Origin of the sequence: Paenibacillus sp. LPE1-1-1.1, from assembly GCF_040676435.1 — a bacterium.
GTDB lineage: Bacteria > Bacillota > Bacilli > Paenibacillales > Paenibacillaceae > Pristimantibacillus.
In genome coordinates this window covers 1,145,909-1,170,509 of the sequence record NZ_JBEGHY010000023.1, presented here as the reverse complement: position 1 = coordinate 1,170,509, position 24,601 = coordinate 1,145,909, and the positions used below count along the sequence as shown (strand labels likewise).

The window sequence follows — 24,601 nt, the reverse complement described above, 5'->3', positions numbered from 1 at the left end:
CAGGCTAAATGCCCGGTGATGTCAGCCTTTTTATGTTCGTATTACCTCTATGTTTATTGCTGTGCCTTGATTAAATCCTCAATCAATACGCCATTGATCCTCAATCCGGCGATATTGCAGTCACGGATATCCAGGTTGGATAAATTGCAATTTATAAACTGCGCGCCGCTCAAATCGGATTGCCGGAAAACGACCGGTTTGTATTCCCCATCAGGATGAACGTTTCCATCCTTCGCACTCGGAAGCACAACATTACGAAATTCTGTTCCGAATAAATGAATATGATCAAACAAGGCATGGCTCAGATTCGCATTTTTAAGTTCAAGGCCGGTTATATTTGCATTCGAAATGTTGAAATGGGACATATTTACATCATCCAAAGTCATGCTGCTCATGTTGGCGTTATGTATTTGCGTTTTGGCTAAATTTACATCGTCAAAAACCGAACCTTCCGCGTTCACTTTATGAAATTTGGAGCCGGAGATATCAGCCATTTCTAATTCTAAACGTTTACCGTTCGATTCCATCCTTAGCAAACTCCTCTGCCGATATATTGTAATCAGAAACGCCGTTTATTTCATTATTCTACCAAAAAACAACAGCTGAAGCTTGCTAAAAAAAGTAAGCCCGAAGGCTGCATTCATTATGAAAATGAGTGCAGCATTCGGGCTTTCGATGCTTGTTTTTATTTTATAGTGGCTAAATACTTTTTAATAAATGCTTTTGCTTTATCGGGATTTTTGCTGTCAAGACGGATGCCGATAATCATGCTCTCTTTATACAGCGGCACTTGATCAACGAGCGAGCTGTTGCTGAGATCAATACCGTAAACATGCTCCTCGGTATCTTCATCGGTTTTCAGCTTTTTCGCGACTCCGTCCTTCATAAGCGGTTTAAGCTCGCCGCTGACATCATCATCAAGATTCATAAGGACGCCTTGCTTGCCTACCCATTCGAAAATACCCTTATCCATGATATAAACATCCGGATGCTCGGTCGCTAAGACGAGTACGGCCTTTTGCATATAGGCATATTGTGCCTGCTCATCTGAAGGAACCATGGTAACGCTTGCTACGAATCTCTTCCATTCGGGAAACGCTGTCAAAAGCGCGGTCTCAATCGGCTCTTCTTTCGGCGCATCCTCCTTCAGCATGTAATTGCCCATAAAGGATACATTCAAATCGACAGGCGGCAGATTGGCGAGCCGTTCCTGTTCCTCGCGATAGTTCATAAAGCTGATAACCCCGTAAATAATAAGTGCGACTGCTGCGATTGCTCCGAGCGTGTGGAATCTGTAATAGCGCCAAAAATGATCCATTTTCTGGGCTTGTCCAGCCATTTTCTTGTATTTGCCGTATTCCTGCTCATTGAAAGCATCGGTCAGCTTGCGATCCTCATACTCCAAAATAAGCCGGTACGCCTGCGTAATCTTTGCAAAAGAATCCTCCGAGCCTTCTGCGTTGTCCTTCTGCTGCTGCGTCCTGGAGCGGGCTTGGCGCATAAGCGTCGTATAACGCTTCTCCACTTCCTCTTTGGCCGCAAGCTCTGGCAGCCCCATTGTTGCATAGGCTTGTTTTAACTCGTCCACTCGTGTCACCTCAATTAGAAAATAGCACCTATATGATTCCTATCTATTAGTATACGGAATTCCGCGGGTAACGCAAATTTTGACGCATTCTAGCGTTCATTTGTCGTATCCGGTTACTCGCTGCCATTTGCGTCGATAAACGAGCGGCGTGTGCCCGCCAGCAGTCTTCGATTTGCAGCGGGTCTGAAATTTGAACAAAATAGCCGAATTATTGGCTTCCCATCCTCGCTTTATTTGCTATTCTAACAATAGGACAATAATCGTATAGGATGGTGCATTCATGACTGTTTCGTTTACATTCGATTTCGGAATCGGCAGCGCGCCGGCTTCCCCGCATATACAAGTGCTGCCCAGCTCGGTATACAGCGAGGTGCCCGGCTACGGCTTTGAGACAAATGAGCAGGTAACTTCGCGTAACCGCGATGAGCAGGACCGCCTGCGGGGCGCATTCTGCATCCCTTTGGAAGCGGTGTTTAGGGTTGACCTCCCTAACGGCCTGTATACGGTAACAGCCACGATCGGCGATGCGATCGCTCCGACTTCTACTACTTTAAAATACGGCGTTGGGCGCATTGTGCTTAATAAGGCGGTAACCTCGGCGGGACAATATGCGGTACACAGCTTTACCGTTAAAGTGACAGACGGCTGTCTCCGGCTTGCGTTCTCCGGCATCGCGCCGCGGATCAATGCGCTGCAAATTGACGAAGCGAAGCAAGCAACGACCATTTATTTGGCGGGCGATTCGACCGTGACCGATCAGGATACGTTTCCTTATGCGGGTTGGGGACAGATGCTGCCGTTGTATTTTAAGACGGATGTCGCGATTGACAATCATGCGAAGTCAGGCAGAAGCTCAAGAAGCTTTATTAATGAAGGCCGGCTTGCCGCTATCCTGGAACAAATCAAACCAGGTGATTATTTGTGGATTCAATTCGGACATAACGACGAGAAGCCGGACGAGGAGCGGGCAACGGAGCCGTTTGGCAGCTACAAGGAAATGCTTGCCGTTTATGTGGAAGAAGCGCGTGCGCGCGACGCAAAGCCTGTACTGATCACGCCGATGCATCGCCGCAAGTTTGACGGACAGGGACGGATTATCGATACGCATGGCGATTATTTGCTCGGCATGAAGGAACTTGCGGAAGAGCAGGACGTTCCGCTCATCGATTTGGCGGCCAAAAGCAAAGCTTTGTACGAGCAGCTGGGAGACGAGCCCTCGAAAGCATTATTCATGTGGGCCTATCCGGGCGAATTTATTCATTTTCCAAACGGCGCACAGGATGATACGCATTTCCAAGAGCTCGGCGGCATCCGAATTGCCGGATTGGTTGCGGAAGGCGTGCGGGAGCTCGGCTTGTCTCCGCTTCAGCTGTATTTAAGATAAGGTGTGCAGAATAAGAGACCGATCCGTGTTTTCCGGATGGGTCTCTTTTTTGTGTTTCGCATCCGTGAGGGATGATTTAATAGGTTACCATATCCTGCATGTCATAAGGGTAATCCATTTGTTTTTTTATGTTCTGCAAGTCTTGCTCACTGAGGAACAAGCGGATGACGTAAAGAGCCAAATCGATAGAGGTGGCTACGCCGCCGCCGGTAATCACGCTGCCGTCCCTTACAATGCGGGCATGGACTACCTCCTGGCAATAAGGCGCCAATAAATCATAAGCATAAGGATGCGTAGTCGCTTTTCTATTTTCCAAAAATCCGGCTGCACCTAATAGAAGGGACCCCGTACAAACGGAGATGAGATAATGCGCATCCTTTGCTTCCTTGATCCAAGCGATAAAGGATTCATCATAGCGGAGCGCCCTCGTCCCAAACCCGCCCGGGATGAACACCATATCGTAGTCAGCTAACGCAGGTTTGATTTTATTAATTTTTATCGTCATGCCAAGCTCATCGGTAACCTCATCTTGAAGCGCACAAATATCCCAAGTGAAGGCTTTCGTTTCTTCGAAATATTTTAAGCGTGTTATCCCGTCATAAAAGCCGACAAAATCCAAAAAAGTAACGCCGTCGAATAAAATAAAAGCTATTTTCATTACCGCAGCACCGACCTTTCTTTCTGTAATAATATTACATCTATACCTTCTGGTATAGCAGAATCATTAAAATAACCGTCAACAGGCTCGATTCGGTTCGGAATTTGAATTACAATAGCAAGGAGTATATTGCAGGCGAAAAGAGGAAGCAGCGATGTTTGATCCAACCGTATTCGAGAATTTGAAAGTAGCGTTTGAAAACCAGCTTTACGATTTGGACACGCTCGATCGGAAGATCGATATTATAAATCGAAAGGACCGTTTGGAGCTGGCTGTTATGTCGCGGGAATTTGCGCTTCAATTCAAGCTGGCTGAGCGTGCTACCGTATCGGCAGAGATTCAGCTTACCGCCTCGCTGAAGGATTTGGCGGCTGAAATTTTGGAGCTGAAGGGGGAGACGCCGTCCTGTTCGCTGCGTTTGCGTTTCTATATGGAAATGCATGACATAAACGAACAGTGCAAGCTGGTCGAGCAGATCATGCGGCGGATTTGGGAGCCCGATACGGTGCCTACGCAGACGATCAGTTACGTATACGGTACAGAAGCGCCTATTTATTCGAATGTAATCGAGCTAAGCTTTAACCGGCAAATTAACGAGGAACAAATGGACGACATTCCCGAGCTGATTACGCATATGCTGCAAACATTGACGCAGCTCAATGAGGCTGCGGGATAACGGGGGTAGGCAAACTTCCTATCCCTGTTTTTCCCAGTAAAATACTGTCTGTATCCATAAAGCCCAAGCTATGCTATAGTACTTGAGAATAACCAACTAAAGAAGAAATTCCGGGCTATGTCCATTATGGGAATAGCGGCCGGGAGAGGTTCGCGAACTCCCTCTATAAAAAACTATGCGAAACGATTGTCCCGTCGGGTGACATCGTCGTTTTTGCGTTCGGCGCGAACCGGTTCCAACCGTTTCGCGCCGTTTCTTTGGTTTTTTAACCATCGATGAAGGATGTCAGGCGAGCTCGATCTTCTCAAACCAGAGAGGGAGATGCAGCATGAAAAAGGAAAAGGCGGTTGTCGTGTTTAGCGGCGGCCAAGATAGCACCACTTGTTTGTTTTGGGCAATGGAACGGTTCTCGGAGGTAGAGGCCGTTACGTTTAATTACGGACAGCGGCATAAGCAGGAGCTGGATTGCGCGGCGGATATTGCCAAGGAGCTGAATATTAAGCATCACGTTCTCGATATGTCCCTGCTCAATCAATTGGCGCCTAATGCGCTGACAAGAGATGATATTGCGATTGAACATAAAGAAGGAGAGCTCCCGTCCACTTTTGTCGACGGACGAAATCTCTTATTTCTTACCTTTGCGGCCGTCCTTGCCAAGCAGCTTGGCGCGAAGCATATCGTGACGGGCGTATGCGAAACGGACTTCAGCGGTTACCCGGACTGCCGGGATGTATTCGTAAAATCACTGAATGTGACGCTTAATTTATCGATGGATTATCCCTTTGTTATCGATACGCCGCTGATGTGGCTGAATAAAGCAGAGACATGGGAGCTTGCGGATGAGCTGGGCGCGTTCGAATTTGTACGCTCGCGGACATTGACCTGCTACAACGGCATTGTTGCTGACGGCTGCGGGGAATGCCCGGCGTGCCTGCTTCGGAGAAAAGGACTGGATGAATATCTTGCCAAGCGCGCACAGGGAGTACAATCATAATGCTGCAGCAGGTCTATCCCGTTGCCCAGCACCCGTATTGCTATGAGCTGAACAAGGATTTTCATTTTGCCGCGGCCCATTTCGTGCCGGCCGAGGAAGCGGGCAAATGCCAGCAGCTCCATGGACATACGTATTACGCGAATGTAACGATCGTGGGCGATGAGCTTGATGCGGCAGGGTTTTTAGTCAACTTTGCGATTATTAAGCGTCTTATTCACGACCGGTTCGACCATTCGCTGCTCAATGACGACAAGGAAAGCTTCAGCGACGAGCAGTCCAATCGTTTTCCGACGACGGAAGTGGTCGCGCGCACGATTGCCGAAATCGTACAGAAGCATTTGGACGGCACGGTGAACCAGCCGCAATGCATTCAGGTTTATCTGCGTGAAACGCCGACGAGCTACTGCATCTACCGTCCGAAGAGAAAGGCGGATTATGATGCAGGCTAACAAGCGGATTCCGGTTCTGGAAGTGTTCGGGCCAACCGTTCAAGGGGAAGGCATGGTCATTGGCCGCAAAACGATGTTCGTCCGCACGGCAGGCTGCGACTACAGCTGCTCTTGGTGCGATTCGGCATTTACGTGGGATGGCAGCGCCAAAGCAGATATTCGGATGCTGACGGCAAATGAAATTATAGAGCAATTGAAGGCAGCCGGAGGAGACGTTTTTGATCATGTGACGATATCCGGCGGGAACCCTGCGCTGCTGCCGCAGCTGAACGCATTGATTGATCTGCTTCACGAGCAGGGGATTAGCGTTGCACTGGAGACGCAGGGCAGCCGATGGCAGGACTGGTTTTGGTCGATCGACGAGCTGACCTTGTCGCCAAAGCCGCCAAGCTCGGGGATGCAAACGGATTGGGCGGTGCTTGATGACATTGTATCCAAGCTAACGGCGGGAAACACTAGCTTTTCTTTGAAAACAGTCGTATTTGACGAAGCGGATCTCGAATACGCAACCTCTGTCCATCAGCGTTATCCGCTGGTCCCTATTTATTTGCAAGCAGGGAACGGCCAGCTGCAGGAAACAGATCCTGCCTTGATGCTTCCCTATTTGCTGGAGCGTTATGAATGGCTGATTGGACAGGTGATGGGGAACACGGAGCTGAAGCGGGTCCATGTGCTCCCGCAGCTTCATACCTGGGTATGGGGCAATAAGAAGGGCGTTTAAACCAAAAAAAACAGGAAGGGCGGCAGGGATTATGGAAGGAAGAAGCAAGGAGGAGCTAAACGGCGTCACGCTGCTTGGCAACCAAGGTACGCAATACGCATTTAATTATACCCCGGACATTCTGGAGGCGTTTGATAACAAACATCCGAACCGGGATTATTTCGTTAAGTTTAATTGCCCGGAATTTACGAGCCTATGCCCGATGACGGGTCAGCCGGATTTTGCCACCATCTACATCTCTTATATTCCGGACCACAAAATGGTAGAGAGCAAGTCGTTGAAGCTGTACTTGTTCAGCTTCCGCAATCACGGCGATTTTCACGAGGATTGCATGAACATTATTATGAATGATTTAATTGCCCTAATGAATCCAAGGTATATCGAAGTATGGGGCAAATTCACGCCTCGCGGCGGCATCTCCATTGACCCGTATTGCAACTGGGGCAAACCGGGCACCAAATATGAACAAATGGCGGAGCATCGCCTCATGAATCACGACTTGTACCCGGAAAAAGTGGATAATCGCTAACGTTTCCCTTGTATACGTTTGAAATCGCAAGGATACAGCTGCAATCTAGCCTATACTCTTCGGAGTAAGGCTTTTTTTTTGCCAGCCTAAGGTCCAGTACCCTATCCTTCCCGAAGTCCATTTCATTTCGATAGAAATCACCTATACTTATTTTTATTAATGAAAAAGAGACGGTGGGAATAGGAGCGGACATTCGATGATTCGAAATGCGTTATGTATGTCAGTATTGCTTATTACGATTGCTGCGGCGTTGACGAGCTATGGCGTGGTGCCTGAACGTGTCCATGCCGCGGAGGACTCCGAGCAGGCGAAATATGTAATAGCCGTAAGCTTCATGGAGTCTTCGATGGCGATGGAGAAGCTGCCTAATGCGGAGACCATAATGCGGCTTCGCTTATAAACATAGAACGCCGCTTCCTAGTGGGAAGCGGCGTTTGTTATGATTCTAGACATTACGGCAAGCGTGTGCCCGTATGACTGCTCCGGTAAGCAAAATGATTCGTAGGCCCGTGTCCGCCGCCGAAGCCGAGCTGGTGCTCGATGGCTGCTTGAATGAAGGCTTTGGCGGTTCGAATCGCCTCGGGTACCGTTTTTCCTTGCGCGATTTCGGCAGTAACCGCCGCTGAGAAGGTACAACCGGTCCCATGCGTGTGCCTTGTGTCGATGCGCTTGCTTTCTAAAAAAACAAAAGATTTGCCGTCATACATAAGATCGACGAGACGCTCGCTAGCGGAGCTGTGGCCGCCCTTTATGACAACATACCGGGAGCCCATTTGAAACAAAATCTTGGCGGCTTCCTCACGGTCGCTTAGTGTTCTTATCGGCATTTTGGCGAGCAGCTCTGCTTCCGGAATGTTAGGCGTAGTCACAAGCGCGAGCGGCAGCAAATGCTTAATCAGCGTTCGAACGGCCTCCTGCTGAAGCAGCGGGGAGCCGCCTTTAGCTACCATAACAGGATCGATGATCAAGTTTTGCCATCCGTAATGCTTGATTTTTGCGGCCACGATCTCGATGATCTCACTACTGAACAGCATGCCTGTCTTTAGGGCTGAGGGCGTCAGGTCTTCGCCAATGGAATCAAGCTGCTTTCGAATGGCTGCGGCCTCCATCGGATAAACGCCCTGAACGCCAAGCGTATTCTGGGCAGTAACGGCGGTAATGACGGACATCCCATAGGCGCCAAGCTCCTGAAAGGTTTTTAGATCGGCTTGAATGCCTGCGCCGCCGCCGCTATCCGAGCCTGCAATCGTTAGCGCTTTATATCGTTTCATCGACTAATCTCCTCCATTATAAATTTGAAAAGGCATCCTCGGCCTTTAGGTCAGGCGGCAGCAGCTCATTCGAAGTTAACCAATCCTTAACTTGGGCCCACGAAGCGGGATCCTGATATCCGAACGCTTGCTCTCCCGCATCCATAAGGGGCAGGAGGATCTCCAAGCTCTTCTTTTCGATTTCCTTATCGAGGGGAGAGGTTTGGTCTTCATGCTCGAACAAGATGGCCAGCGCCTGCTCTGCCTGCTCCGAAACGTATTGCTGTCCTTTGGTTATAGCGTTAATAAATTTCTTGAACAGCGCTTGCTTCTCGCTAAGCCCTTGATCGCTGGCAACGAGCACAAGCTCATAATAATCAGGCACGCCAAAATCTGCAGGATTGATTGCCGTCATGACATGTCCTTCCTTGGCTAACAGCAATTGCTCATGATTGATGAATCCGCCTATGATGGCATCCACATTATTGGTGGCAACAGCGGGAATAAAGTCAAAGCCTACATCGATCATGTCGACATTTTGAGAATCTCCGCCATCCTGCTTGATCATTGTGCGCATCATGGCTTCGTATAGCGGAATGGAGGAATAACCGACTTTTTTGCCGACCAGATCCTTCGGCGATTTGATATTTCCGCCTTCCGGCACCATGAGATGATTGAGCGGATGCCGAACGATCGCTGCAATCGACTTCACGGGAATATTCTCGCCGCGAGCCATCAGCACCTGCGGCTGGTAACTGAGGGCCAGATCGACTTTACCGGCCGCTACGAGCTTCAATGCGTCGTTTGTATCGGCAGGCATCTGAATATCCACCTCAAGTCCTTGCTGCTCGAAATAACCGTTCTTCTGTGCGGCATATAGGAAGGAATGAACGGCATTCGGGTACCAGTCGAGCATAATGCTGATCTTCTCGAGCTTCGTCTCGGCAGCGGGGGCGGGAGACGCAGAGGTTTCCTTATTGTTTGTGGCAGCATCGCCGCCGCAGCCGCTGATGAACAGCAGTGCCGCCAATAGCAGCGGAGCCGCCGCTTTCAATTTTGTTATTGCGATCATTTCTTTTTTCCTCTTTTCTTTAATATCGTTTTTTCCAAAAGCACGATGGCAGCGAATAAGACGATGCCGATCAGGGATAACAGGGAGACGGCTGCAAACATCGAATCAGCATTCAAGCTGCTCGACATTCTGCGGCTGTAATAGCCAAGTCCTTCATTGCCTCCAAGCCACTCGCCAATTGTGGCGCCAACGACGCAATACACGATGGCCAGCTTCAGTCCCGAGAAAAAGGAGGGCAGCGCGATCGGGATTTGTATTTTGCGGAAAATGTCCCAGCGCGTCGCGCCCATCGTCAGCAGCAGCTCCCGGTATTCGCGGTCTCCCTTCCGAAGCCCGTCATACGTGCTGACAACGATCGGGAAGAAGGCCGTTAAGAATACGACGGCGACCTTGCTCCAAATCGTGTAGCCGAACCACATGATGAAGATCGGTGACAGGGCGATGAGCGGGATCGTCTGGCTGATGACAATGAACGGATACAGCGCCTTCTCCAGCGTCCGGGAGGCTTGCATGCCTGCGGCGAGGGCGACGCCGATCAAGACGGATAAGAGAAAGCCTAACGCGACTTCGCGCAGCGTAGCGAGCATATGCCGGCCGAGCAGAAGCTGGCTGTCACCGATAAAAGCCCCGCCGATCGAGGTCGGAGCAGGAAGAATGAAGGCAGGAACCCAGCCTATGCGTACAACCCACTCCCATGCCAGCAGCAGGCAGGCGAGCAGCAGGATAAAGAGGCCGTAATCGTTCAGCCATTTTTTAAAAAGTGGTTTGCGCATGCAGCCTTCGCTCCAAATCTTGTCGCAGCATTACAAATTCCGGTTCGTAATTTTGCTCATAATGTCTTGGCCTAGGCAGCTTGACGATGATCTCCTGAACGCCCTGCGGTTCATTCCCGGAAAGTAAATAAATGCGGTCACTGAGCAAAATAGCCTCCTCGAGATCATGCGTAATGAAGAGGACTGTTTTGTGCAGGCTGCCCCAAAGCTCTAGCAGCCACTTATGCATGCCGCGTTTGGTCATGGCATCCAGTGCTCCGAAAGGCTCATCGAGCAGGAGCAGCTCTTGGCCGGTCACGAGGGTCCGCAAGAAAGCAACTCTCTGCCGCATGCCTCCGGACAGCTCATCGGGATAAGCATGTTCATAGCCTGCGAGACCGAAATGCTCAAGCAGCTCCGTGATGCGGGAGATGCCGGTCAGCTGCTTCCCCCGCGCCAGCTCAAGCGGAAGCAAGCAATTCTCGAGCACTGTTCTCCAGGGAAGCAGCAAATCCTGCTGCGGCATATAGGCGATCTTGCCCAGCCGATCCGGCGCAGGCTTGCCGCGCAGCCTGATTTCGCCTTGAATAGGCTGCAGCAATCCGGCAATCAGCTTGAAAAGGGTGCTTTTGCCAGAGCCGCTTGCGCCGATGATCGATACGAATTCCCCTGCGTATGCTTCTAAGGATAAATGGGATAAGATCGGTTTCTCTGAGGTGGAAGCAAACGAGTAGCCTAACTGATGAAGCGATAATAACGCGGTAATACGCATCCCCCCGTAAACAAATAAAGACCCACCCATTTCCGAAGGAAAATGAGCGGGTCTAACGTTCAACAAGGCTTGCGCGCATGAATGAATGCTTCTGCTCCACTTCCCTCCGCTGGAATGATCCAGATCAGGTTCCAAGGGTCCGGAGCATGTGCTCCATCTCAGCCGTAAGACTCCCCTAGTGAATTAATTAGGTCGATATTCAATTTGTATTTTTTCTACTATAGCATACACTGGAGAGATGTAAACCATAATTATCCGAAAAGGCGTTGAACAAAATGAAAAATTTACTCGTTACAGGCTATCGCGCCCATGAGCTTAATATTTTCAGCCAAAAGCATGAGGGCATCGTTTATATCAAAAAAGCGCTGATGGGCAAGCTGGTTCCCCTTATTGAAGACGGCTTGGAATGGGTCATTACGCCCGGCCAATACGGTGTTGATCTATGGGCTTGCGAGGTAGTGATCTCGCTCAAAGAAATTTATCCTCACTTGAGGCTGTCCATCATCTCGGCTTACAGCAACCCGGAAGAAAAGTGGAAGGACGATAAAAAGGAATTTTACCAGCAGGTTTTAAAAGGGGTCGATTATTACGCGTCGGTCAGCAACCAGCCGTATAACGGCATATGGCAGTTTACAGCGCGGGACGAGCTGCTGTTCCGCAAAACGGACGGCATTCTGCTCGTCTACGATGAGGATGCAGGCGAAGGCAGCCCGAAGTTTTTCAAAGAAAAAGCATTAAAGAAGCAGCAGGCGGAGGGCTATGCCTATATCAGCATCAGCTCCGAGGATATTCAAAGCATCGCGGACGATGACCATTTGTATTCGGAATACTGAATATATTCATTGACACTTGTGTTTTTTTGTTGGTATACTATGGAAATTACTTATTCCCGATTAAATTCATCGGAATTATAAAAAACACGGAGGTTATGTTCATGGGAAAAACACAAGCTTCATATGCGAAACTGCTGGGAGCGCTTCTTTTGTCCTTTTCTATTCTTTTTGCGCAGTCCACGGCCTTTGCGGCATCTCCAGCTGCAGCTGTACCAGCTTCTTCAGCTTCACAGGAAGACGGCGCGGCGCAGTATAAACAGTTTTTGAAGGAGAAATTCGATGTCAGCTTCTCCGGCACAGTGACGAAAGGCGAGTTTATTGAAGCCGTCGCAGCTATTCTTGGCTACGAGCCCTCGGGCAAAGCGGTAACCTTTTCCGACGTGCAGCCTGGCAGCGAGCTGTACGCATCGGCTGCGGCATTGTATGAAAACGGAATTTTATCCGGACCTTCCATTCAAGGCGAGCAAGTGCTCACCAATGCCGTTGCTGTTGCGATTGCGGTAAGGGCGGCCGACCTGAAGGAGCTTGCGTATACATACCCCGCCGCTAAGGTGAATAAAGCATTGGCGAAGCTGAATGTAAAAAACAGCGCGCTCGGCACGAAAGGCGCGCAAGAGGTTGCAGCCGCGGTGGATGCAGGCCTGTTGACGGCTGACCTTTATTCCGGCTTTAAGCCGAAAAATGCAGCCAGCTCACAATTGATCCATACGCTGCTCGGCAAAGTGTTAATTACGAAAGGCCTGTACAAAAAGTATCTCGGCTATGTGAACGACAGCGATATTTTTGCGAAGCTGAACACGGCATACGAGACTTCCGATATCATTAACGCTCCTAAGCTGCAAACGATTGTCAACACCGCGCTAAAACAGGATTTAATTACGGGTTACAATATCAAAGACTCCCGTTTCGATGCTAATTTCATTGATTCCCTGTCCCTTATCTACGGGCATTCCGACTTTAAGCATGCGGTTCAGCTGATCGGCCTGCTGCGCAGCGAAGGCTTGAACGCCAAGGTACAGTTCGAACCGAAGACTTCCGCTTTTATCTTTTTAGCCGAATGGGGCACGCCGGGACCTAATGTCGTGCAAATTGAAAACGGCAATTACATTAATTACGATAAAGAATATGACCTTGCATTCGAATTTGCGAATGCGGCTGACAAAGAAGCTTTCCAAAACGTGATTTTGACGTATGCGAAGAAAAATGAAGAGGGCCAAGCGGGCCTGATTGCCGCATCCTGGTGGCAGCCGCTTTACTATTCGCAAACCGAGCTAAAGGATTATGAAATCATTACGAACAATTTTATTACGGATCCAGACAGTCCTTATACCGTTAATCCTTTCTCGCTGAATGAGGATTCCGCCAAGGTAGTGGCAGGATTTAAAGCGATTGATCCAAATGTGGCGGTTACGCCGAAGCAATTCTGGGTCGATAAGCCATTCTACAGGTATTTGAATGGTGAAGCGGCTTAACGGCATTCATTCTTAAACGAATATTGAAGCAGCCCCGGCCGTGATTGATGGCCGGGGCTGCTTTATGTTATCGTTCAAGGAAAAGGAGGCCGCTTTGATGACAAATATTGCGAAGGCGCTCGAAGCTCTGTTTAGGGAGCATGCCGATCCGGAAAAAGCATTGCCGATGGAAGCATACATGCGCGGCCAGTTTGTATTTCTTGGGATTAAAACGCCGGAGAGAACAGCGCTGCTGCGGGCATTTTGGAAACAGCATGATAAGCCGAAGGGAGAAGAACTGCTTGAAACGGCGGAGTATTTATGGCAGCTGCCCGAACGCGAGTTTCATTACATTGCGATGGGGTTGCTGGAGAATACGGCAAGGAGGCCTTGCCCACGCATATCGATCGGCTGGAGCGCTGGATAACGACCCATTCCTGGTGGGATACGGTCGATTTTTTGGCTTCTCATTTAGTTGGCTATCAGCTCTCGAAATACCCGGAATTAATCGATGCCTACACGGAGCGATGGATAGTATCGGAAAATATGTGGCTGCGCCGGACCGCGTTATTGTTTCAACTGCGCTATAAGCATCACACCGATACGGAGCGTTTATTCGGCTATATACGCATTACGAAGGATGAAAGCGAATTTTTTATACGCAAGGCGATCGGCTGGGCGCTTCGGGAATATGCAAAAACCGATGCAGCCAGCGTGCATCGGTTTGTTAAAGAAACGCCGCTCTCGCCGCTCAGCAAGAAGGAGGCTTTGAAGCATTTATCGGGTTCATAACCGTGTATGCCGACCTAGTTGCTGCTGCTTCGCTGATGCGTAATACAACCAAGAGGCCGCAATGGCGAATACGGCAATCAAACCCATGCCCCAAAAAATGTTGGAGAATGCTTGGCTTAGCGGCAGCTCGCTTTGCGCGGATAGGATGATCCCGCTGATCGCGACGCTAAAAGCACCGCTAATGAATTGGGACAGCTGGAACAAGCCCATGCCTGCTCCTACATGCTCACCGGGCAAGATTCTCGACAGCTCGTTAGATACGCCTGAGTTTAAAGCAGAGAAGCCTACGCTCATCAAAATATAAATGACCATCACAACATAGACGGAGCGATCTGCGAAAAGAGCAAAGAAAACGGCCGCGAGGAGCAAAGGCCAAGGCGCGACGCGAAGCAGCAGGCTGTTTCCGTACCGGTCGATTATTTTTCCGATGCGGCCCGAGGCCAGCATCGCTACGAGCGCTCCGGGGAAAATAATGAGACCGGCTTGGCCCGGCGTGAGCTCGAATAAGTGAATGAGCACCTGCGGCAGCAAGAAAAGCGTTGCAAAATTATTGATATACGAAATAATGCCGAGCGAAATCAGACGGATATATCGTTTGTTGCGGAATAACGAAGGCTGGACGAACGGATTCGCAGCGCGGTTGATTCGTATCCAAAACAAGACCAGCGCGGTAACGCCGCCGATAAGCGCGACCCAAAAATGGTTGGTTATATACAGCAGTACGCCTGTTGAACCGATACCGACAAGGGCAGCGCCAATGACATCGAAGGAGCCCTTGTTCGAAGCCTCATTCGGCAGGAGACGGTAGAATACCGGGATCAGCAGCAGTGAAATGCCGGTTACGATGAACAGGTCATTCCAGCCTAAGTACTGGGTAATGGCGCCGCCGATTACAGGGCCGAGCCCTAGTCCAAGCGAAGCGGCCGAAGTAATGAGCGCCATCGCTTTCCCGCGTCTGGCGAGCGGAATGAAACGGGTAATGAGCACGATGGTTAAGCTAAGCACCGACCCGGCTCCCGAGGCTTGAAACAGCCGGGCTACTAGAAGCAGCGTATAATGATGGCTAAAAAAACCGAGCACGGACGCTCCGCCCATCGCGATTAATCCAACGGTCAGCAAAAGGCGGATAGGCACAAAATCGGACAGCCGGCTAAACGTGATGGATGAAATGGCAAAGACGATCGAATACCCCGTTATGATCCAAGAGGCGGCAGTCGGTGAAAGCGTAAATTCGGCCGTTACCTGAGGCAGCGCCAAATTGAACATCATGGTATTCATAATGACGATAATGATCGTCAGTCCTAGAAGGGGAATGACAAGGGCGTCCCGAAAAGCGGGGCGTTCCTCGGATATTAAAGGCGGGACGTTAACTGCGGCAGTGTTTCTCATACAACCTCCAAGGCGAGTATTTGTGTCTCTCTATATTTTCATTGTACGATAATTATCGTACAATGAAAATATAGCATGGGCTATGTTATAATGCAATAAAGGAATGACGAGACAGACAGGAGTGAAGGCGTTTGAAAATTTTATTTCATCCGAACCGAGAGGATATTGAGCTGACTTCCGTATTGTATGCACTTAGCGATCCCATTCGTCTTCGTATCGTAACCACGATCGTGAGAAGCGGCGAGCAGCCCTGCGGTCACTTTGATATTCCGGTTGTAAAATCTACGATGACCCATCATGTCCGCACTCTGCGGGAGGCTGGCGTACTGAATGTACGCAAGCAAGGGACCCAGCATTTTTTGACGGTGCGCGCCGATGATTTGAATACCCGCTTTCCTGGACTGTTGGCAGCGATCATACGTCCCGAAGCCCTTATATAACATAATGTGATGTATTTTCTCGGCTGTTTGCGCTAAAATAAAGCAGTACTTCGGCAACGGGTGAAGCGACAATTTTAGGTACGCGAAAGGGTTCAAAGTTTTGTTTTGTAATCATGTTGTGAGTGTCAGTGAGGCTCCGTTCTTTTACCGCCGCAATCGGCGGTTATTTTGTATGCAGCAAGCATTGCATTCAATGTTTAGCACGAGCCGATTTCGATTTGCTATGATAAAAGGGGCTGGATAAATGGCAATGGCGTTCTCATTTCAGACTTTTCCCCGACTGGAGACCGAACGGTTTATTTTGAGAAAGTCAGAGGAACGGGATGTCGCTGATCTTTATGAGCTTTATTCGGATAGCGAGGTTGTGAAATATACGCCGCTGCTGCCGCTGTCCGATCAAGCGGAGGCTTGGCAAGAGATGAATTGGCATCTCGAAACGTTCGCTCTTCAGGTGGGCATACGGTGGTTAATTGAGGATAAGCTTACGGGCAAGGTCATCGGAACCTGCGGATTTCTTCATTACGAGAAAGAGTATGCCCGTACCGAGATAGGCTATGATTTGGCTCCCGGCTATTGGCGGAAAGGAATCATGAGCGAAGTATCGGCGCCGATCCTCGCTTTTGGTTTCGATTGCATGAAATTGCACTGCATCGAAGCAAAAGTAGATCCTGCTAACACGGCCTCCATCGGCTTGCTGGCTAAGCTGGGTTTTAGGCAGGACAGCGAATTGCGGGAATACGAGTTCGAGCAAGGGCAGGTTGTGGAGCTTCTGCAATTTTCCATGCTGCGCAAGGATTATAGGCGCTTGTAAATGCTGTAACGACTTTCGCAAATGAGCCATCCCGCGTATAATAGAGGGAAGCGGACTATGATTCGCAAAACGTTAAACCAAATTACCGGGAGGGTAAGAACCATGTCCATGAGCAAAGCAAAAAAAGCAAGACAGAAGCTGGCGCAGCAAGGGCGCATGGCGCCGGATGCGCTGCGAGGGAGCTGGCAGGGCGTCAATCCGTCGTTAAAACGCACCCCGACTTTACAAGAGAAACAAGCGAAGCTAAATAAAAAACACCGAAGGAATCACGCGAATTACAGCGATGGTTCCTTTTGCATTTATAAGATGAAAAAAAGCCGCTGCACAGCAATATGATTCTGCTGTGAGGCGGCTTTTTTTAGTAAAGATTACATTAAGAATGTACCGATCACAATCGATACCCCGATGATGATCGAACGAAGAAGCTGTGCGACGGCTAGGTTTCCTTGCTCGATCTGCTCACACACTTTAAAGCGCGGCGTAAGAAAATCGAATAATACATAAACGAGGCATAAAATGGCGATGCCTATAGCAGACCAAATCAACATGGATACCCATGAATCGGAGCTGTACGACACCATTGCAACAATGATACACAAGCCGAGCAGCTTGCTGCCCATGTAAATGCCCGCGGCTTGATTGCCTTTGTTGATTTCCGCGGCGTCATTGTAACGAGTCAGCTTACTGAATACAAATGCGCCTCCGCCTAAAATGACGAGCAGAAGAACAAGGCCGATTCCAACGTTGCCGGCATTTTGCAAAAATTCATTCATTTTTGTTCCTCCTTAAAGTTTTGTGAAGCAAAACTCGCTTCGAAAGCATACGCTTAAAGTTTTGTGAAGCAAAACTCGCTTCGAAAGCAGACGCTTAAAGTTTTGTGAAGCAAAACTCGCTTCGAAAGCATACGCTTAAAGTTTTGTGAAGCAAAACTCGCTTCGAAAGCATACGCCGTTATTCCACGATGGCGGCGGGGCAGTAATAGGCCATGTCTCCGGTTATCTTCGAGCCTACGCGTGGCAGCAGGCCCGCGAAAGCGCCGCCGATGACGTAGGCTCCGGTTAATAAGTACCCTTGGAGCGGGCCGGCCTCGGTATGCAACGCGACTTCCTGCATCGTCACGCGCTGCTGATAAATTTTTTGCTGCTCGCTGTAGTACTGCTTGATTTCCTCGGTTTCGTCCCCATCCTCTTGAATCCCCCATTCTTCGCTTTCCAGCGTTCCGTCCCCCGCAAAGAGAGTGGTTCCCTTGCCTTCGCGTCCCCAGTAGCTTTTGGCGACATAAGGAATTTGCTGCCGAACGAATACGGTGCCCTCGAAATAGGAGGGAAGAAGATATTTCTGAATGATCTGGAGCTCTGCCTCGTCAAAAAGCGGATGGCCAAGCAGGTCTGCGGATTGTTCGTTCCTCTCATATAACGCCCAAATGAGCGCCATGAAGCCTTTGCTTTGCGTGAGAATGCTTTGCGGCGGATTAATCAACCCCAGCCGCCCTTGCTCAACAAGCTCCATAAGTGCCTCACCGACAGGCAGGCCTGTTTCTTCCTCGGTATCATGAATCAAATATTCAAGCGGATATAGCCGGTATAAGATATCGATGCGCTCGCCGTTTCCATACAATCCGTCCCCCTCCGCGATCACGAGCTGGTCCAGAGGAACGAAGATAACGGAATAACCAAGCCCGGAAATGACATTCATGATATATTCCGTATTGCATTTGTCCTCGACATGCCAATCGTAGCAGGTGCAGGCGATCGATCCGGTTAAGCCTGCGCTTCGGTAATGATGAACCAGCCGCTGGAAAGCTTGCCCCAGCGCTTCGTCCATTCCCGCGGAAGCGGAACGAAACGCCGTGTGTCGGGTGACGACCGCATTTCCCAAAAAGGCCGTTTCCGGAATGCCGGTCGGCGTATCGGTATTATTTTCAATGCATTTCATGCCCTGCGCCGATAGGATCCAATCCTGCCTGGATACCCCGTGGCAAGGCGTCTCTATACGCGCTGCCCGAATAAGGGAGGGATGAATGCCTAATTGTGCCTTTAAAAACTCATCGGGCAAATGCCGCTGAACAAACCGCAGCGCTTTCCAGTAAATGCGGTCTACTTGCTCTGAGGCGGCTTGGAGCTCCTCGTATTCAGCCCGTGCATACCCTGTTACCGAAGGCAGGCAGTATTGCTTGCCATACATACGATGGTATGGAATTCGTTCGGCGAGATCGCCTTGAAACAATTCTTCATGAGTTAGTGTAAGCGGGATGACACGTTTCATAGAATCAGCCTCCGCTGCTGCTCTTTATGCCGGAGCTGCCGAAGCCCTTCGAGGAGCTGGATTTGTAGCTGGAAGATTTTTTATACGTTTTGCCGTTTGAAATATAGGTGCTGCCGCGGCTTGAGCCGTCATCATCGCAATAGCCGTCATTATCATTATCCACGCACACACGCGAGCTCGACGTATTGCAGCCGCTGAGCGCAACGGGAACGGTGAGCAGCAGAGCGAAGGCAAGCGCCTTCTGGCTTCTCGCTTTTAATTTGGAGCCGGCTGCCTTTGCCTGTTCATCGGACATCTAAAGGTTCACTCCTTTCAAAAAAACAACGATTTTGCTTCGGTCCATGTCGTAGACGGTATAGACCGTCTCATAGGTTTTCTGCTCGCTCACAATATAATGATCGAGCAAAAGCTGGGCAAACGCGAGAGGGCTGGCCGGTTGAAGGAGCGGCAAAGCGCAAGGATTAAAGCGGTAGCCGTTCCAAAGCAGGTATTCGACTTCCATATAAGGCGAGACGGTGACGTACTCATGCAAGGCATTCCGAATGGCTTGCCCGTAAACTGCGTCGTCGAATTCATTGTAAGGCTTGGCATAAATATGATGGCGTTTGCCGTCCTCGCACTCGTTCGCCGTATGCTCGAACAAGGCGTTGCGGAATACAGTCGCATTCACCAGCTTGCGCACAAAAATATCGTCACGAGTTACGGCAGCTTCCGTTATGGTCCGTACCACGCGTAGATCCGGTTCGGACCATTCCAGGTAAGTCAGCACGTTATTCACTAGAATTACTTCCTCTCTGATCTAATTTTGGCAATGGTCTCGTCATTGGAGATCACGAATAAGCGGGCATTGCTCGGGATCGATTCACCAAGCCTGCGGTTAATGCCCATGTCGGTGCGGTCCGCAATGAGCGTAGCTCCCTTTGTGAGCAGCGCTTGGAAAGCATCGCCATATGTCGCCCAGCCGGGGTCGACCGGAATCTCATAGACGTCCTCGCCGTATTTTCTGCTGAGCAGCTGCATGAAGATATCGACGTTGCCTTCCTTTAACGCGGATCGTACGGCCAACCTCGAAACGGCATCATGCGATAAAATAAAATCATTTACTTGTACGTGCCGGAAATTGAGAATATGCTTCTCCAGCACGATTTCCACCGTCGTATGGACCGCAGGAGCGGCCTGTTCAATGCTGGAAGCGATCAATAGCGATTTTCCGTCGATGAGCGAGGTATCCTCAATGCGGGGATCGGCAAAAATGATCGCCGAACGGGCGCTTTGAATGCCAGCTATCGCAAGCACCTCGGGCGATGTCGGATCGCCGCTTACAAAATGCACCCGAGGCTGGTCAAAGGGATGCTTATCGCTGTTATCAATGACAATGATGGCAATACCGGGATCCGAGTCGAGCAAATCCTCTACGGCCAGCTGCGCTTTTTTGCTCCAATTAATGACGATGATGTGATCACGGCCTTGATATTTCAATTTTCCACCTTCTCTTCTTCGTTGAAGTTCAGCTATGGAATCGATAATCTTTCCGATCAATAAGCTGAGCAAGCCAATGCCGAACACGTAGAGCAGCATAGCGAGTATTTTGCCGGGAATGCTCTTGGGGAAGAAATCGCCATAGCCGACTGTCGCCACCGTCGTCATGACCCACCAAAAAGCATTAAACCAGTGTCCGAAGGTATCCGGCTCCAGCAGAAATGCGAGGATAGAGCTGACAAATACAAGCAATAACGTAAGCAAGACGACAAAGTAATTGTTTAAACGAAGTAGCTTTACGGTAAGTTTCAAAAATAACTGCATGCCTGTCACCCTCATTCGATATATTGCTTTATACACAATACTATCTTTTCTAGCATTTTCCAATATCGCAATAAGATTAGGCGAGCGCCTTTTTCATAGAAAACAGCCAGCCAGCCATAAGGAGGACGGACAGCCATACGTTTTCGCGCATATAGTATTATACATGGAAATGAAGGGGGAGGCGGCGAAAATGTCCTTGATCTGGTTATGCTCGATTTGCGGTCTTATGGGTTCTATTCTTACGTTTGCTTTCGGCAGCTGGCAGGAATCTCTTACTTTATTGGTTGTGGCAATGGGAATTGATTATATTACGGGAGTCGCCGCCGCCATTAAAGAAGGAAAAGGATTAAACAGCGTCATCGGATCATGGGGACTGACACGCAAGGGATTGACGCTGCTCGTTATTTTACTCGCCCATCGAATAGATATATTGCTGGAAACCAATAATGTGACAATGGGCGCCGCCATTTATTTCTATTTGGCGAATGAGCTGATATCCATCACAGAAAATTACGGCAGGCTCGGCCTTCCGCTACCGGAGCAGCTGCGCAAGATCATCGAAGTGCTAAAGGATAAACGGTAACTTTTGGATAAAACTTATTTAGCTTGCATGAAATCGCGGCAAATCGCTATAATAAGAACAAATGTTCTTATCTGGAGGGGTAGCAATGGCCGCTAACGAGGAAACAACCCGCGGCAAAGTTAGAACGGCAGCAAGTCCGCCGATACAGACCGAAGAGGAGCTGGAGCTGGTCAAACGGTTTGTTCTGCTTGGAATTGTCATGCGTATTTTGGATCATGATATACGTGTGATCGGAACATCCGCAATAAAGCTCCCGCGGTTTTATGAATCCATGATGCGCGGCATGCAGGACAGGGTGCTGCTTGACCTCGCTGCGATCAAAAGGCAGTTTCGGGAAATGGGCATCAAGGTTTATGAAGAAAGACGCCAAGCGGACGGTCTGCACGCCGATTATGTCTGCAGAGGCTACCATCACCGTTTTTTTATGCTATGGGGCTTTGTCAAGGCGGAGTCTGAACGGGTATTAAAACAGTATTTGTCCAGCTAATTTTGAATTTGTTCATGGTTTTGTCAAAATAACGAAAAAACTTTTCCTCTTTCCGTAGTTTAAGGTTGAGAACTTCGGACAATCTTATGTAATATAAGAGGTAGACATTATGAACGCAAAGGGGAGCACATAGCAATGCACAAGTGGATTATGTTTACGTTATTTACAGCGGCGTCGTTGCTGGGCTTATATTTGCTCACATTCGCCCTGCCCGCTAAACCGGTTGACGAGTCTGCCTCGCTGCCAGAGGGCATGAGTTTGTTGAAAGTAGTTGCTTCTAACGATTTCGTATTCGATCAAGAAGAGTACAAAGTCAAGGTTGGAGACAAGGTTAGACTGAAGCTGTCGAATAAAAGCGGTATTCACGGGCTACATATTGACGAGCTTGAAGTAGCTTTGGATAACGATCATCCGGAAACGGATTTGGAATTTACGGAACCGGGCACTTACAAGATCTATTGCTCCATTCCATGCGGGCAAGGACACACAACGATGCATTCTACGCTTATCGTTGAAGCTGCCTAATACCCCGTTGATGAATGTGCTGTAAAAACGCGAAAGGAGCCGAAAGGCTCCTTTTTGTTGGTTTGAAGCTAACGCGCCGAGCGGGGATAACGTTCGTTTTCACGTCCGCGCGCAATGAGAACATCGGCGATAAAACCGAGCAAAGCCCATGTCAGGATGGTAAGTGCGTACATAAGCAGGACGCTTACCTCGTGTACGTCGACAAATAAATCAACGACCCACGCCGGGATGCTGAGCATGAAGAAAACGAAATTGTGAGGGTCATAACCGGTATAGTTGAACAAGCAAATGGCTAGTCCAATCAATGTAGCAATAATCGTAACCCGATAGCGCATAACGTACCGATCTCCTTCTTGTTAAAGATTGCCGTAATGCGACTGCATAGGTTATTATGTGACAAACGCTTGAAATTTATACAATGAAATCAGAGGAGGAACAACAAATGTTAACACATATTGTTTTCTTTAAATTAAAAGATGGCAGCAAAGAAAACGTCGCACGTACCGCACAGGTGCTTAGAGATATGGAAGGCAAAATCGAAGTGCTAAAGTCCATTGAAGTAGGCATTGATGTGCTGCATTCGGAGCGTTCTTACGATATTGCGCTCATTACGAAACTCGATTCTTTGGAAGCGCTGGAGGTTTACCAAGTGCATCCTGTTCATAAAAAGGTTATTGAGCATATGATGCAGGTCCGCGAAGCTTCCGTCAGCGTTGATTTTGAAAGCTGAGAGGCAGGTTAACGAATAATGAGCGACATGAGAGACGTTTATGAAATAATGACTTATTTGCTGGTTATTATTTTTAGCAGCATCATAATGGTGGCGTGGCTTAAACGCAAGTCGAAGAAGAAGAAACAAGGCTGAAAGCGGGCGACTGACCGATGTATTATGTGAATCGAGAACAAATAGCAGTACGGCTCCAATCGATTACCGAAATCGCATCCGCGCTGGACATGCTTGCCTCAAATTGGCAGGCCACATTGCTTGAGGGCTTGGCTCAGGAAAGAGCGCTGCATCTAGCCATCGAAACGGTGACGGATGTCGGAAGCTTCCTGATTGACGGGTTTATCTTGCGGGATGCGAGCAGCTATGAGGACATCATTGAAATTACGGGTGAAGCGGGCGCGTTTCCAGCGGACATGCAGGATACGCTGATCGCGCTCGTAAAGCTGCGTAAGCCGCTGGTACAGGACTATTATGTCTGGGAGAGAACGGAGCTGCATCCGCTTGCCCGTACGCTTCCAACGGTATTGCCTGCCTATAAGCAAGCGATCGAGGAATATCTGGAACGCGAGTTGTAACGGTTTGTACAGTATTCCAAGTAAAGCGAGCTGCAGCCGCAATTTAACGGCTGCAGCCGTTTTTTTTGCCATAGAAGAATTTATGCGTTATCACTATAAATGGTGGATAGATCACCGCGAAACGATGACATTTACCGAAGAGGACGGCAATAACCGGTTAGAATTGGTTCATTTACGAAAAAGTTAAAATACGTTACAATGACGCTATCAAGCCTGCGAAGGAGGTGAAGGGTTGAAGCTGATAAAAACATCAAGCGCTGCGGGGGTCAAAGCGGCAACGCAGGGAGATCATTCTACGCGCGAGCGAATTTTGATGCTGCTGAAGACGGGCGGCAGAATGTATGCCGGCGACTTGTCAAACGAATTGGGATTGACGGAAATGGCAATACGGCGCCATATGTATGCGTTGGAGAGCGAAGGCAGCATTTCGATCATTGCCGTTCGCCAAGCGATGGGCAGACCGCTCCATGCCTATGAACTGACGGCTGAAGCAGATGAGCTTTTTCCGAAAAATTATCATTTGCTTGCACTGGATTTGCTTGATGAGCTGGCGGATGACCCGGATACCGCAGAGCTTATTGACCGGATGTTCGAAGGGCGCAAGAAAAAGCTGCTGGAGCGCTATGAGCCGCGGATGGCGGGCAAGAGCTTGGAGCAGAAGGTTAGCGAGCTTGCCGCGATTCAAAACGCGGGAGGTTATATGGCGGAAACGGAAGCGAAGTCCGACGGCAGCTACATGCTGTACGAATATAACTGTCCGATTGCCCAGGTTGCCGGCAAATACCTTCAAGCTTGCAGCTGCGAGCTTTCCTTGTTTAAATCTCTGTTAGACGTCCCCGTTGTGCGAACGGAGTGTTTGGCCAAAGGCGGAGGCAAGTGCAGTTACCAAATCGGTTAACGAACGAGCGAGCGAGTAAAGCCTGTTAAGGCCGTTTTTGCAAATCCCAAAGGATTTGCGAAGACGGCTTTTTTTGTATTTGCTTCCGTATTTACTATTTTGCCCAAAAAACAAATGGATCCGGTCCGGTTATGATTTTTCATGAGGTTGTGTCATGACAAGCCCATGCTGATTATA

The 24,601-nt window shown here is 49.2% G+C and carries 32 protein-coding genes, 1 pseudogene and 2 riboswitches; of the genes and pseudogenes, 19 read left to right on the top strand and 14 right to left on the bottom strand.

Translation table 11 applies throughout. From position 1 onward, the window contains the following. Window positions 1–53: 53 nt before the first annotated feature. On the bottom strand, window positions 54–527 hold the full coding sequence (locus tag MRBLPE1_RS22340; protein WP_364149478.1) for a pentapeptide repeat-containing protein: 474 nt from the start codon (window positions 525–527) through the stop codon (window positions 54–56). 158 nt (window positions 528–685) lie between these two features. Next, window positions 686–1,588, bottom strand: coding sequence for a J domain-containing protein (locus MRBLPE1_RS22335; protein ID WP_364149477.1), 903 nt, complete (start codon window positions 1,586–1,588; stop codon window positions 686–688). Window positions 1,589–1,868: 280 nt separating this feature from the next. On the opposite strand from MRBLPE1_RS22335, the gene MRBLPE1_RS22330 reads away from it, so the two are divergent. Next, window positions 1,869–2,972: a rhamnogalacturonan acetylesterase gene (locus tag MRBLPE1_RS22330; RefSeq protein WP_364149475.1), complete on the top strand. Its 1,104-nt coding sequence runs from the start codon at window positions 1,869–1,871 to the stop codon at window positions 2,970–2,972. Between the two features lie 76 nt (window positions 2,973–3,048). Here MRBLPE1_RS22330 and MRBLPE1_RS22325 read toward each other — a convergent pair whose 3' ends face one another. After that, window positions 3,049–3,630, bottom strand: a complete 582-nt coding sequence (locus tag MRBLPE1_RS22325; RefSeq protein WP_364149474.1) for a DJ-1/PfpI family protein — start codon at window positions 3,628–3,630, stop codon at window positions 3,049–3,051. A gap of 154 nt (window positions 3,631–3,784) precedes the next feature. On the opposite strand from MRBLPE1_RS22325, the gene MRBLPE1_RS22320 reads away from it, so the two are divergent. The 6 genes from MRBLPE1_RS22320 to MRBLPE1_RS22295 all read left to right on the top strand — a co-directional run bounded on the left by MRBLPE1_RS22320 (window position 3,785) and on the right by MRBLPE1_RS22295 (window position 7,399). Then, window positions 3,785–4,306 (top strand): hypothetical protein, encoded by a 522-nt coding sequence (locus MRBLPE1_RS22320; protein WP_364149473.1) that lies wholly within the window; start codon window positions 3,785–3,787, stop codon window positions 4,304–4,306. Window positions 4,307–4,445: 139 nt separating this feature from the next. Further along, window positions 4,446–4,489, top strand: a riboswitch (PreQ1 riboswitch). A gap of 145 nt (window positions 4,490–4,634) precedes the next feature. Next, the gene (gene queC, locus MRBLPE1_RS22315) at window positions 4,635–5,300 is read left to right on the top strand and encodes a 7-cyano-7-deazaguanine synthase QueC (protein ID WP_364149472.1); all 666 of its coding nucleotides are present in this window, start codon (window positions 4,635–4,637) and stop codon (window positions 5,298–5,300) included. Further along, entirely contained in the window at window positions 5,300–5,749 is a 450-nt protein-coding gene (gene queD, locus MRBLPE1_RS22310; protein WP_364149471.1) for a 6-carboxytetrahydropterin synthase QueD, read from the top strand. Before queC ends, queD begins: the two co-directional genes overlap by 1 nt. Beyond that, window positions 5,739–6,470, top strand: a complete 732-nt coding sequence (gene queE / locus MRBLPE1_RS22305; protein WP_364149470.1) for a 7-carboxy-7-deazaguanine synthase QueE — start codon at window positions 5,739–5,741, stop codon at window positions 6,468–6,470. The genes queD and queE overlap by 11 nt, the downstream gene beginning before the upstream one ends. 31 nt (window positions 6,471–6,501) lie before the next feature. Continuing rightward, on the top strand, window positions 6,502–6,999 hold the full coding sequence (gene queF / locus MRBLPE1_RS22300) for a preQ(1) synthase (RefSeq protein ID WP_364149469.1): 498 nt from the start codon (window positions 6,502–6,504) through the stop codon (window positions 6,997–6,999). 196 nt (window positions 7,000–7,195) lie between these two features. Next, complete coding sequence (locus tag MRBLPE1_RS22295; protein ID WP_364149467.1) at window positions 7,196–7,399, top strand: hypothetical protein; 204 nt, start codon at window positions 7,196–7,198, stop codon at window positions 7,397–7,399. 52 nt (window positions 7,400–7,451) lie between these two features. On the opposite strand, the gene thiD is transcribed toward MRBLPE1_RS22295, so the two are convergent. Genes thiD through MRBLPE1_RS22275 form a run of 4 tightly spaced genes read right to left on the bottom strand, consistent with a single transcriptional unit; the run spans window position 7,452 to window position 10,845 of the window. Then, on the bottom strand, window positions 7,452–8,270 hold the full coding sequence (gene thiD, locus MRBLPE1_RS22290; RefSeq protein ID WP_364149466.1) for a bifunctional hydroxymethylpyrimidine kinase/phosphomethylpyrimidine kinase: 819 nt from the start codon (window positions 8,268–8,270) through the stop codon (window positions 7,452–7,454). Between the two features lie 16 nt (window positions 8,271–8,286). After that, window positions 8,287–9,321 (bottom strand): ABC transporter substrate-binding protein, encoded by a 1,035-nt coding sequence (locus MRBLPE1_RS22285; protein WP_364149465.1) that lies wholly within the window; start codon window positions 9,319–9,321, stop codon window positions 8,287–8,289. Further along, window positions 9,318–10,094 carry an ABC transporter permease gene (locus MRBLPE1_RS22280; RefSeq protein ID WP_364149464.1) on the bottom strand — a complete coding sequence of 259 codons (777 nt, stop codon included), beginning with the start codon at window positions 10,092–10,094 and terminating at the stop codon, window positions 9,318–9,320. Before MRBLPE1_RS22280 ends, MRBLPE1_RS22285 begins: the two co-directional genes overlap by 4 nt. Continuing rightward, window positions 10,075–10,845: an ABC transporter ATP-binding protein gene (locus MRBLPE1_RS22275; RefSeq protein WP_364149463.1), complete on the bottom strand. Its 771-nt coding sequence runs from the start codon at window positions 10,843–10,845 to the stop codon at window positions 10,075–10,077. The genes MRBLPE1_RS22280 and MRBLPE1_RS22275 overlap by 20 nt, the downstream gene beginning before the upstream one ends. An 84-nt stretch (window positions 10,846–10,929) precedes the next feature. Next, window positions 10,930–11,032: riboswitch (TPP riboswitch) on the bottom strand. An 88-nt stretch (window positions 11,033–11,120) separates the two neighbouring features. Between MRBLPE1_RS22275 and MRBLPE1_RS22270 the strand changes: the two genes are divergently transcribed. The 3 genes and pseudogenes from MRBLPE1_RS22270 to MRBLPE1_RS22260 all read left to right on the top strand — a co-directional run bounded on the left by MRBLPE1_RS22270 (window position 11,121) and on the right by MRBLPE1_RS22260 (window position 13,921). Continuing rightward, window positions 11,121–11,678: a DUF1273 domain-containing protein gene (locus MRBLPE1_RS22270; protein WP_364149461.1), complete on the top strand. Its 558-nt coding sequence runs from the start codon at window positions 11,121–11,123 to the stop codon at window positions 11,676–11,678. A 101-nt stretch (window positions 11,679–11,779) separates the two neighbouring features. Continuing rightward, window positions 11,780–13,150, top strand: coding sequence for a hypothetical protein (locus MRBLPE1_RS22265; protein WP_364149459.1), 1,371 nt, complete (start codon window positions 11,780–11,782; stop codon window positions 13,148–13,150). Window positions 13,151–13,214: 64 nt separating this feature from the next. Next, window positions 13,215–13,921 (top strand): annotated as a pseudogene (locus tag MRBLPE1_RS22260) (DNA alkylation repair protein). Here the strand turns inward: MRBLPE1_RS22260 and MRBLPE1_RS22255 are convergent. After that, the gene (locus tag MRBLPE1_RS22255; RefSeq protein WP_364149457.1) at window positions 13,916–15,310 is read right to left on the bottom strand and encodes an MFS transporter; all 1,395 of its coding nucleotides are present in this window, start codon (window positions 15,308–15,310) and stop codon (window positions 13,916–13,918) included. The pseudogene MRBLPE1_RS22260 and the gene MRBLPE1_RS22255 overlap by 6 nt on opposite strands. A 131-nt stretch (window positions 15,311–15,441) precedes the next feature. On the opposite strand from MRBLPE1_RS22255, the gene MRBLPE1_RS22250 reads away from it, so the two are divergent. From MRBLPE1_RS22250 to MRBLPE1_RS22240, 3 genes are all read left to right on the top strand, one after another. Then, a complete protein-coding gene (locus MRBLPE1_RS22250) occupies window positions 15,442–15,750 on the top strand; it encodes an ArsR/SmtB family transcription factor (RefSeq protein ID WP_364149456.1) in 309 nt (102 codons plus the stop codon). Between the two features lie 244 nt (window positions 15,751–15,994). Next, window positions 15,995–16,561, top strand: coding sequence for a GNAT family N-acetyltransferase (locus MRBLPE1_RS22245; RefSeq protein ID WP_364149454.1), 567 nt, complete (start codon window positions 15,995–15,997; stop codon window positions 16,559–16,561). 102 nt (window positions 16,562–16,663) lie between these two features. Then, entirely contained in the window at window positions 16,664–16,897 is a 234-nt protein-coding gene (locus tag MRBLPE1_RS22240; protein WP_364149453.1) for a hypothetical protein, read from the top strand. Window positions 16,898–16,929: 32 nt separating this feature from the next. Here the strand turns inward: MRBLPE1_RS22240 and MRBLPE1_RS22235 are convergent, their stop codons facing one another. The 5 genes from MRBLPE1_RS22235 to MRBLPE1_RS22215 all read right to left on the bottom strand — a co-directional run bounded on the left by MRBLPE1_RS22235 (window position 16,930) and on the right by MRBLPE1_RS22215 (window position 20,629). Beyond that, the gene (locus tag MRBLPE1_RS22235; RefSeq protein WP_364149452.1) at window positions 16,930–17,334 is read right to left on the bottom strand and encodes a DUF350 domain-containing protein; all 405 of its coding nucleotides are present in this window, start codon (window positions 17,332–17,334) and stop codon (window positions 16,930–16,932) included. 178 nt (window positions 17,335–17,512) lie between these two features. Continuing rightward, complete coding sequence (locus MRBLPE1_RS22230) at window positions 17,513–18,826, bottom strand: glutathionylspermidine synthase family protein (protein ID WP_364149451.1); 1,314 nt, start codon at window positions 18,824–18,826, stop codon at window positions 17,513–17,515. A 4-nt stretch (window positions 18,827–18,830) separates the two neighbouring features. Next, window positions 18,831–19,121 carry a hypothetical protein gene (locus MRBLPE1_RS22225; protein ID WP_364149449.1) on the bottom strand — a complete coding sequence of 97 codons (291 nt, stop codon included), beginning with the start codon at window positions 19,119–19,121 and terminating at the stop codon, window positions 18,831–18,833. Further along, window positions 19,122–19,604 (bottom strand): hypothetical protein, encoded by a 483-nt coding sequence (locus MRBLPE1_RS22220; protein ID WP_364149447.1) that lies wholly within the window; start codon window positions 19,602–19,604, stop codon window positions 19,122–19,124. It abuts the gene before it with no gap. 5 nt (window positions 19,605–19,609) lie between these two features. Further along, window positions 19,610–20,629: a potassium channel protein gene (locus MRBLPE1_RS22215; protein ID WP_364149445.1), complete on the bottom strand. Its 1,020-nt coding sequence runs from the start codon at window positions 20,627–20,629 to the stop codon at window positions 19,610–19,612. 190 nt (window positions 20,630–20,819) lie between these two features. On the opposite strand from MRBLPE1_RS22215, the gene MRBLPE1_RS22210 reads away from it, so the two are divergent. The 3 genes from MRBLPE1_RS22210 to MRBLPE1_RS22200 all read left to right on the top strand — a co-directional run bounded on the left by MRBLPE1_RS22210 (window position 20,820) and on the right by MRBLPE1_RS22200 (window position 22,224). Further along, window positions 20,820–21,212: a phage holin family protein gene (locus MRBLPE1_RS22210; RefSeq protein ID WP_364149443.1), complete on the top strand. Its 393-nt coding sequence runs from the start codon at window positions 20,820–20,822 to the stop codon at window positions 21,210–21,212. Window positions 21,213–21,297: 85 nt separating this feature from the next. Then, a complete protein-coding gene (locus tag MRBLPE1_RS22205; protein WP_364149441.1) occupies window positions 21,298–21,699 on the top strand; it encodes a hypothetical protein in 402 nt (133 codons plus the stop codon). Window positions 21,700–21,834: 135 nt separating this feature from the next. After that, window positions 21,835–22,224 (top strand): cytochrome C oxidase subunit II, encoded by a 390-nt coding sequence (locus tag MRBLPE1_RS22200; protein ID WP_364149439.1) that lies wholly within the window; start codon window positions 21,835–21,837, stop codon window positions 22,222–22,224. 68 nt (window positions 22,225–22,292) lie between these two features. On the opposite strand, the gene MRBLPE1_RS22195 is transcribed toward MRBLPE1_RS22200, so the two are convergent. After that, window positions 22,293–22,559 carry a hypothetical protein gene (locus MRBLPE1_RS22195; RefSeq protein ID WP_364149437.1) on the bottom strand — a complete coding sequence of 89 codons (267 nt, stop codon included), beginning with the start codon at window positions 22,557–22,559 and terminating at the stop codon, window positions 22,293–22,295. A 107-nt stretch (window positions 22,560–22,666) separates the two neighbouring features. Between MRBLPE1_RS22195 and MRBLPE1_RS22190 the strand changes: the two genes are divergently transcribed. The 3 genes from MRBLPE1_RS22190 to MRBLPE1_RS22180 all read left to right on the top strand — a co-directional run bounded on the left by MRBLPE1_RS22190 (window position 22,667) and on the right by MRBLPE1_RS22180 (window position 24,424). Then, entirely contained in the window at window positions 22,667–22,954 is a 288-nt protein-coding gene (locus MRBLPE1_RS22190; RefSeq protein ID WP_364149435.1) for a Dabb family protein, read from the top strand. A 152-nt stretch (window positions 22,955–23,106) separates the two neighbouring features. Continuing rightward, window positions 23,107–23,526, top strand: a complete 420-nt coding sequence (locus MRBLPE1_RS22185; RefSeq protein WP_364149434.1) for a DUF86 domain-containing protein — start codon at window positions 23,107–23,109, stop codon at window positions 23,524–23,526. 238 nt (window positions 23,527–23,764) lie between these two features. Beyond that, entirely contained in the window at window positions 23,765–24,424 is a 660-nt protein-coding gene (locus tag MRBLPE1_RS22180; RefSeq protein ID WP_364149783.1) for a helix-turn-helix transcriptional regulator, read from the top strand. Window positions 24,425–24,601 lie beyond the last annotated feature (177 nt).

Bases quoted from the DNA above. Each gene is read 5' to 3' on its own strand.
- MRBLPE1_RS22340 (WP_364149478.1), bottom strand. From the start codon at position 527: ATGGAATCGAACGGTAAACGTTTAGAATTAGAAATGGCTGATATCTCC.
- MRBLPE1_RS22330 (WP_364149475.1), top strand. From the start codon at position 1,869: ATGACTGTTTCGTTTACATTCGATTTCGGAATCGGCAGCGCGCCGGCT.
- MRBLPE1_RS22325 (WP_364149474.1), bottom strand. From the start codon at position 3,630: ATGAAAATAGCTTTTATTTTATTCGACGGCGTTACTTTTTTGGATTTT.
- MRBLPE1_RS22320 (WP_364149473.1), top strand. From the start codon at position 3,785: ATGTTTGATCCAACCGTATTCGAGAATTTGAAAGTAGCGTTTGAAAAC.
- queC (WP_364149472.1), top strand. From the start codon at position 4,635: ATGAAAAAGGAAAAGGCGGTTGTCGTGTTTAGCGGCGGCCAAGATAGC.
- queD (WP_364149471.1), top strand. From the start codon at position 5,300: ATGCTGCAGCAGGTCTATCCCGTTGCCCAGCACCCGTATTGCTATGAG.
- queE (WP_364149470.1), top strand. From the start codon at position 5,739: ATGCAGGCTAACAAGCGGATTCCGGTTCTGGAAGTGTTCGGGCCAACC.
- queF (WP_364149469.1), top strand. From the start codon at position 6,502: ATGGAAGGAAGAAGCAAGGAGGAGCTAAACGGCGTCACGCTGCTTGGC.
- MRBLPE1_RS22295 (WP_364149467.1), top strand. From the start codon at position 7,196: ATGATTCGAAATGCGTTATGTATGTCAGTATTGCTTATTACGATTGCT.
- thiD (WP_364149466.1), bottom strand. From the start codon at position 8,270: ATGAAACGATATAAAGCGCTAACGATTGCAGGCTCGGATAGCGGCGGC.
- MRBLPE1_RS22285 (WP_364149465.1), bottom strand. From the start codon at position 9,321: ATGATCGCAATAACAAAATTGAAAGCGGCGGCTCCGCTGCTATTGGCG.
- MRBLPE1_RS22280 (WP_364149464.1), bottom strand. From the start codon at position 10,094: ATGCGCAAACCACTTTTTAAAAAATGGCTGAACGATTACGGCCTCTTT.
- MRBLPE1_RS22275 (WP_364149463.1), bottom strand. From the start codon at position 10,845: ATGCGTATTACCGCGTTATTATCGCTTCATCAGTTAGGCTACTCGTTT.
- MRBLPE1_RS22270 (WP_364149461.1), top strand. From the start codon at position 11,121: ATGAAAAATTTACTCGTTACAGGCTATCGCGCCCATGAGCTTAATATT.
- MRBLPE1_RS22265 (WP_364149459.1), top strand. From the start codon at position 11,780: ATGGGAAAAACACAAGCTTCATATGCGAAACTGCTGGGAGCGCTTCTT.
- MRBLPE1_RS22255 (WP_364149457.1), bottom strand. From the start codon at position 15,310: ATGAGAAACACTGCCGCAGTTAACGTCCCGCCTTTAATATCCGAGGAA.
- MRBLPE1_RS22245 (WP_364149454.1), top strand. From the start codon at position 15,995: ATGGCAATGGCGTTCTCATTTCAGACTTTTCCCCGACTGGAGACCGAA.
- MRBLPE1_RS22240 (WP_364149453.1), top strand. From the start codon at position 16,664: ATGTCCATGAGCAAAGCAAAAAAAGCAAGACAGAAGCTGGCGCAGCAA.
- MRBLPE1_RS22235 (WP_364149452.1), bottom strand. From the start codon at position 17,334: ATGAATGAATTTTTGCAAAATGCCGGCAACGTTGGAATCGGCCTTGTT.
- MRBLPE1_RS22230 (WP_364149451.1), bottom strand. From the start codon at position 18,826: ATGAAACGTGTCATCCCGCTTACACTAACTCATGAAGAATTGTTTCAA.
- MRBLPE1_RS22225 (WP_364149449.1), bottom strand. From the start codon at position 19,121: ATGTCCGATGAACAGGCAAAGGCAGCCGGCTCCAAATTAAAAGCGAGA.
- MRBLPE1_RS22215 (WP_364149445.1), bottom strand. From the start codon at position 20,629: ATGCAGTTATTTTTGAAACTTACCGTAAAGCTACTTCGTTTAAACAAT.
- MRBLPE1_RS22210 (WP_364149443.1), top strand. From the start codon at position 20,820: ATGTCCTTGATCTGGTTATGCTCGATTTGCGGTCTTATGGGTTCTATT.
- MRBLPE1_RS22205 (WP_364149441.1), top strand. From the start codon at position 21,298: ATGGCCGCTAACGAGGAAACAACCCGCGGCAAAGTTAGAACGGCAGCA.
- MRBLPE1_RS22200 (WP_364149439.1), top strand. From the start codon at position 21,835: ATGCACAAGTGGATTATGTTTACGTTATTTACAGCGGCGTCGTTGCTG.
- MRBLPE1_RS22195 (WP_364149437.1), bottom strand. From the start codon at position 22,559: ATGCGCTATCGGGTTACGATTATTGCTACATTGATTGGACTAGCCATT.
- MRBLPE1_RS22190 (WP_364149435.1), top strand. From the start codon at position 22,667: ATGTTAACACATATTGTTTTCTTTAAATTAAAAGATGGCAGCAAAGAA.
- MRBLPE1_RS22185 (WP_364149434.1), top strand. From the start codon at position 23,107: ATGTATTATGTGAATCGAGAACAAATAGCAGTACGGCTCCAATCGATT.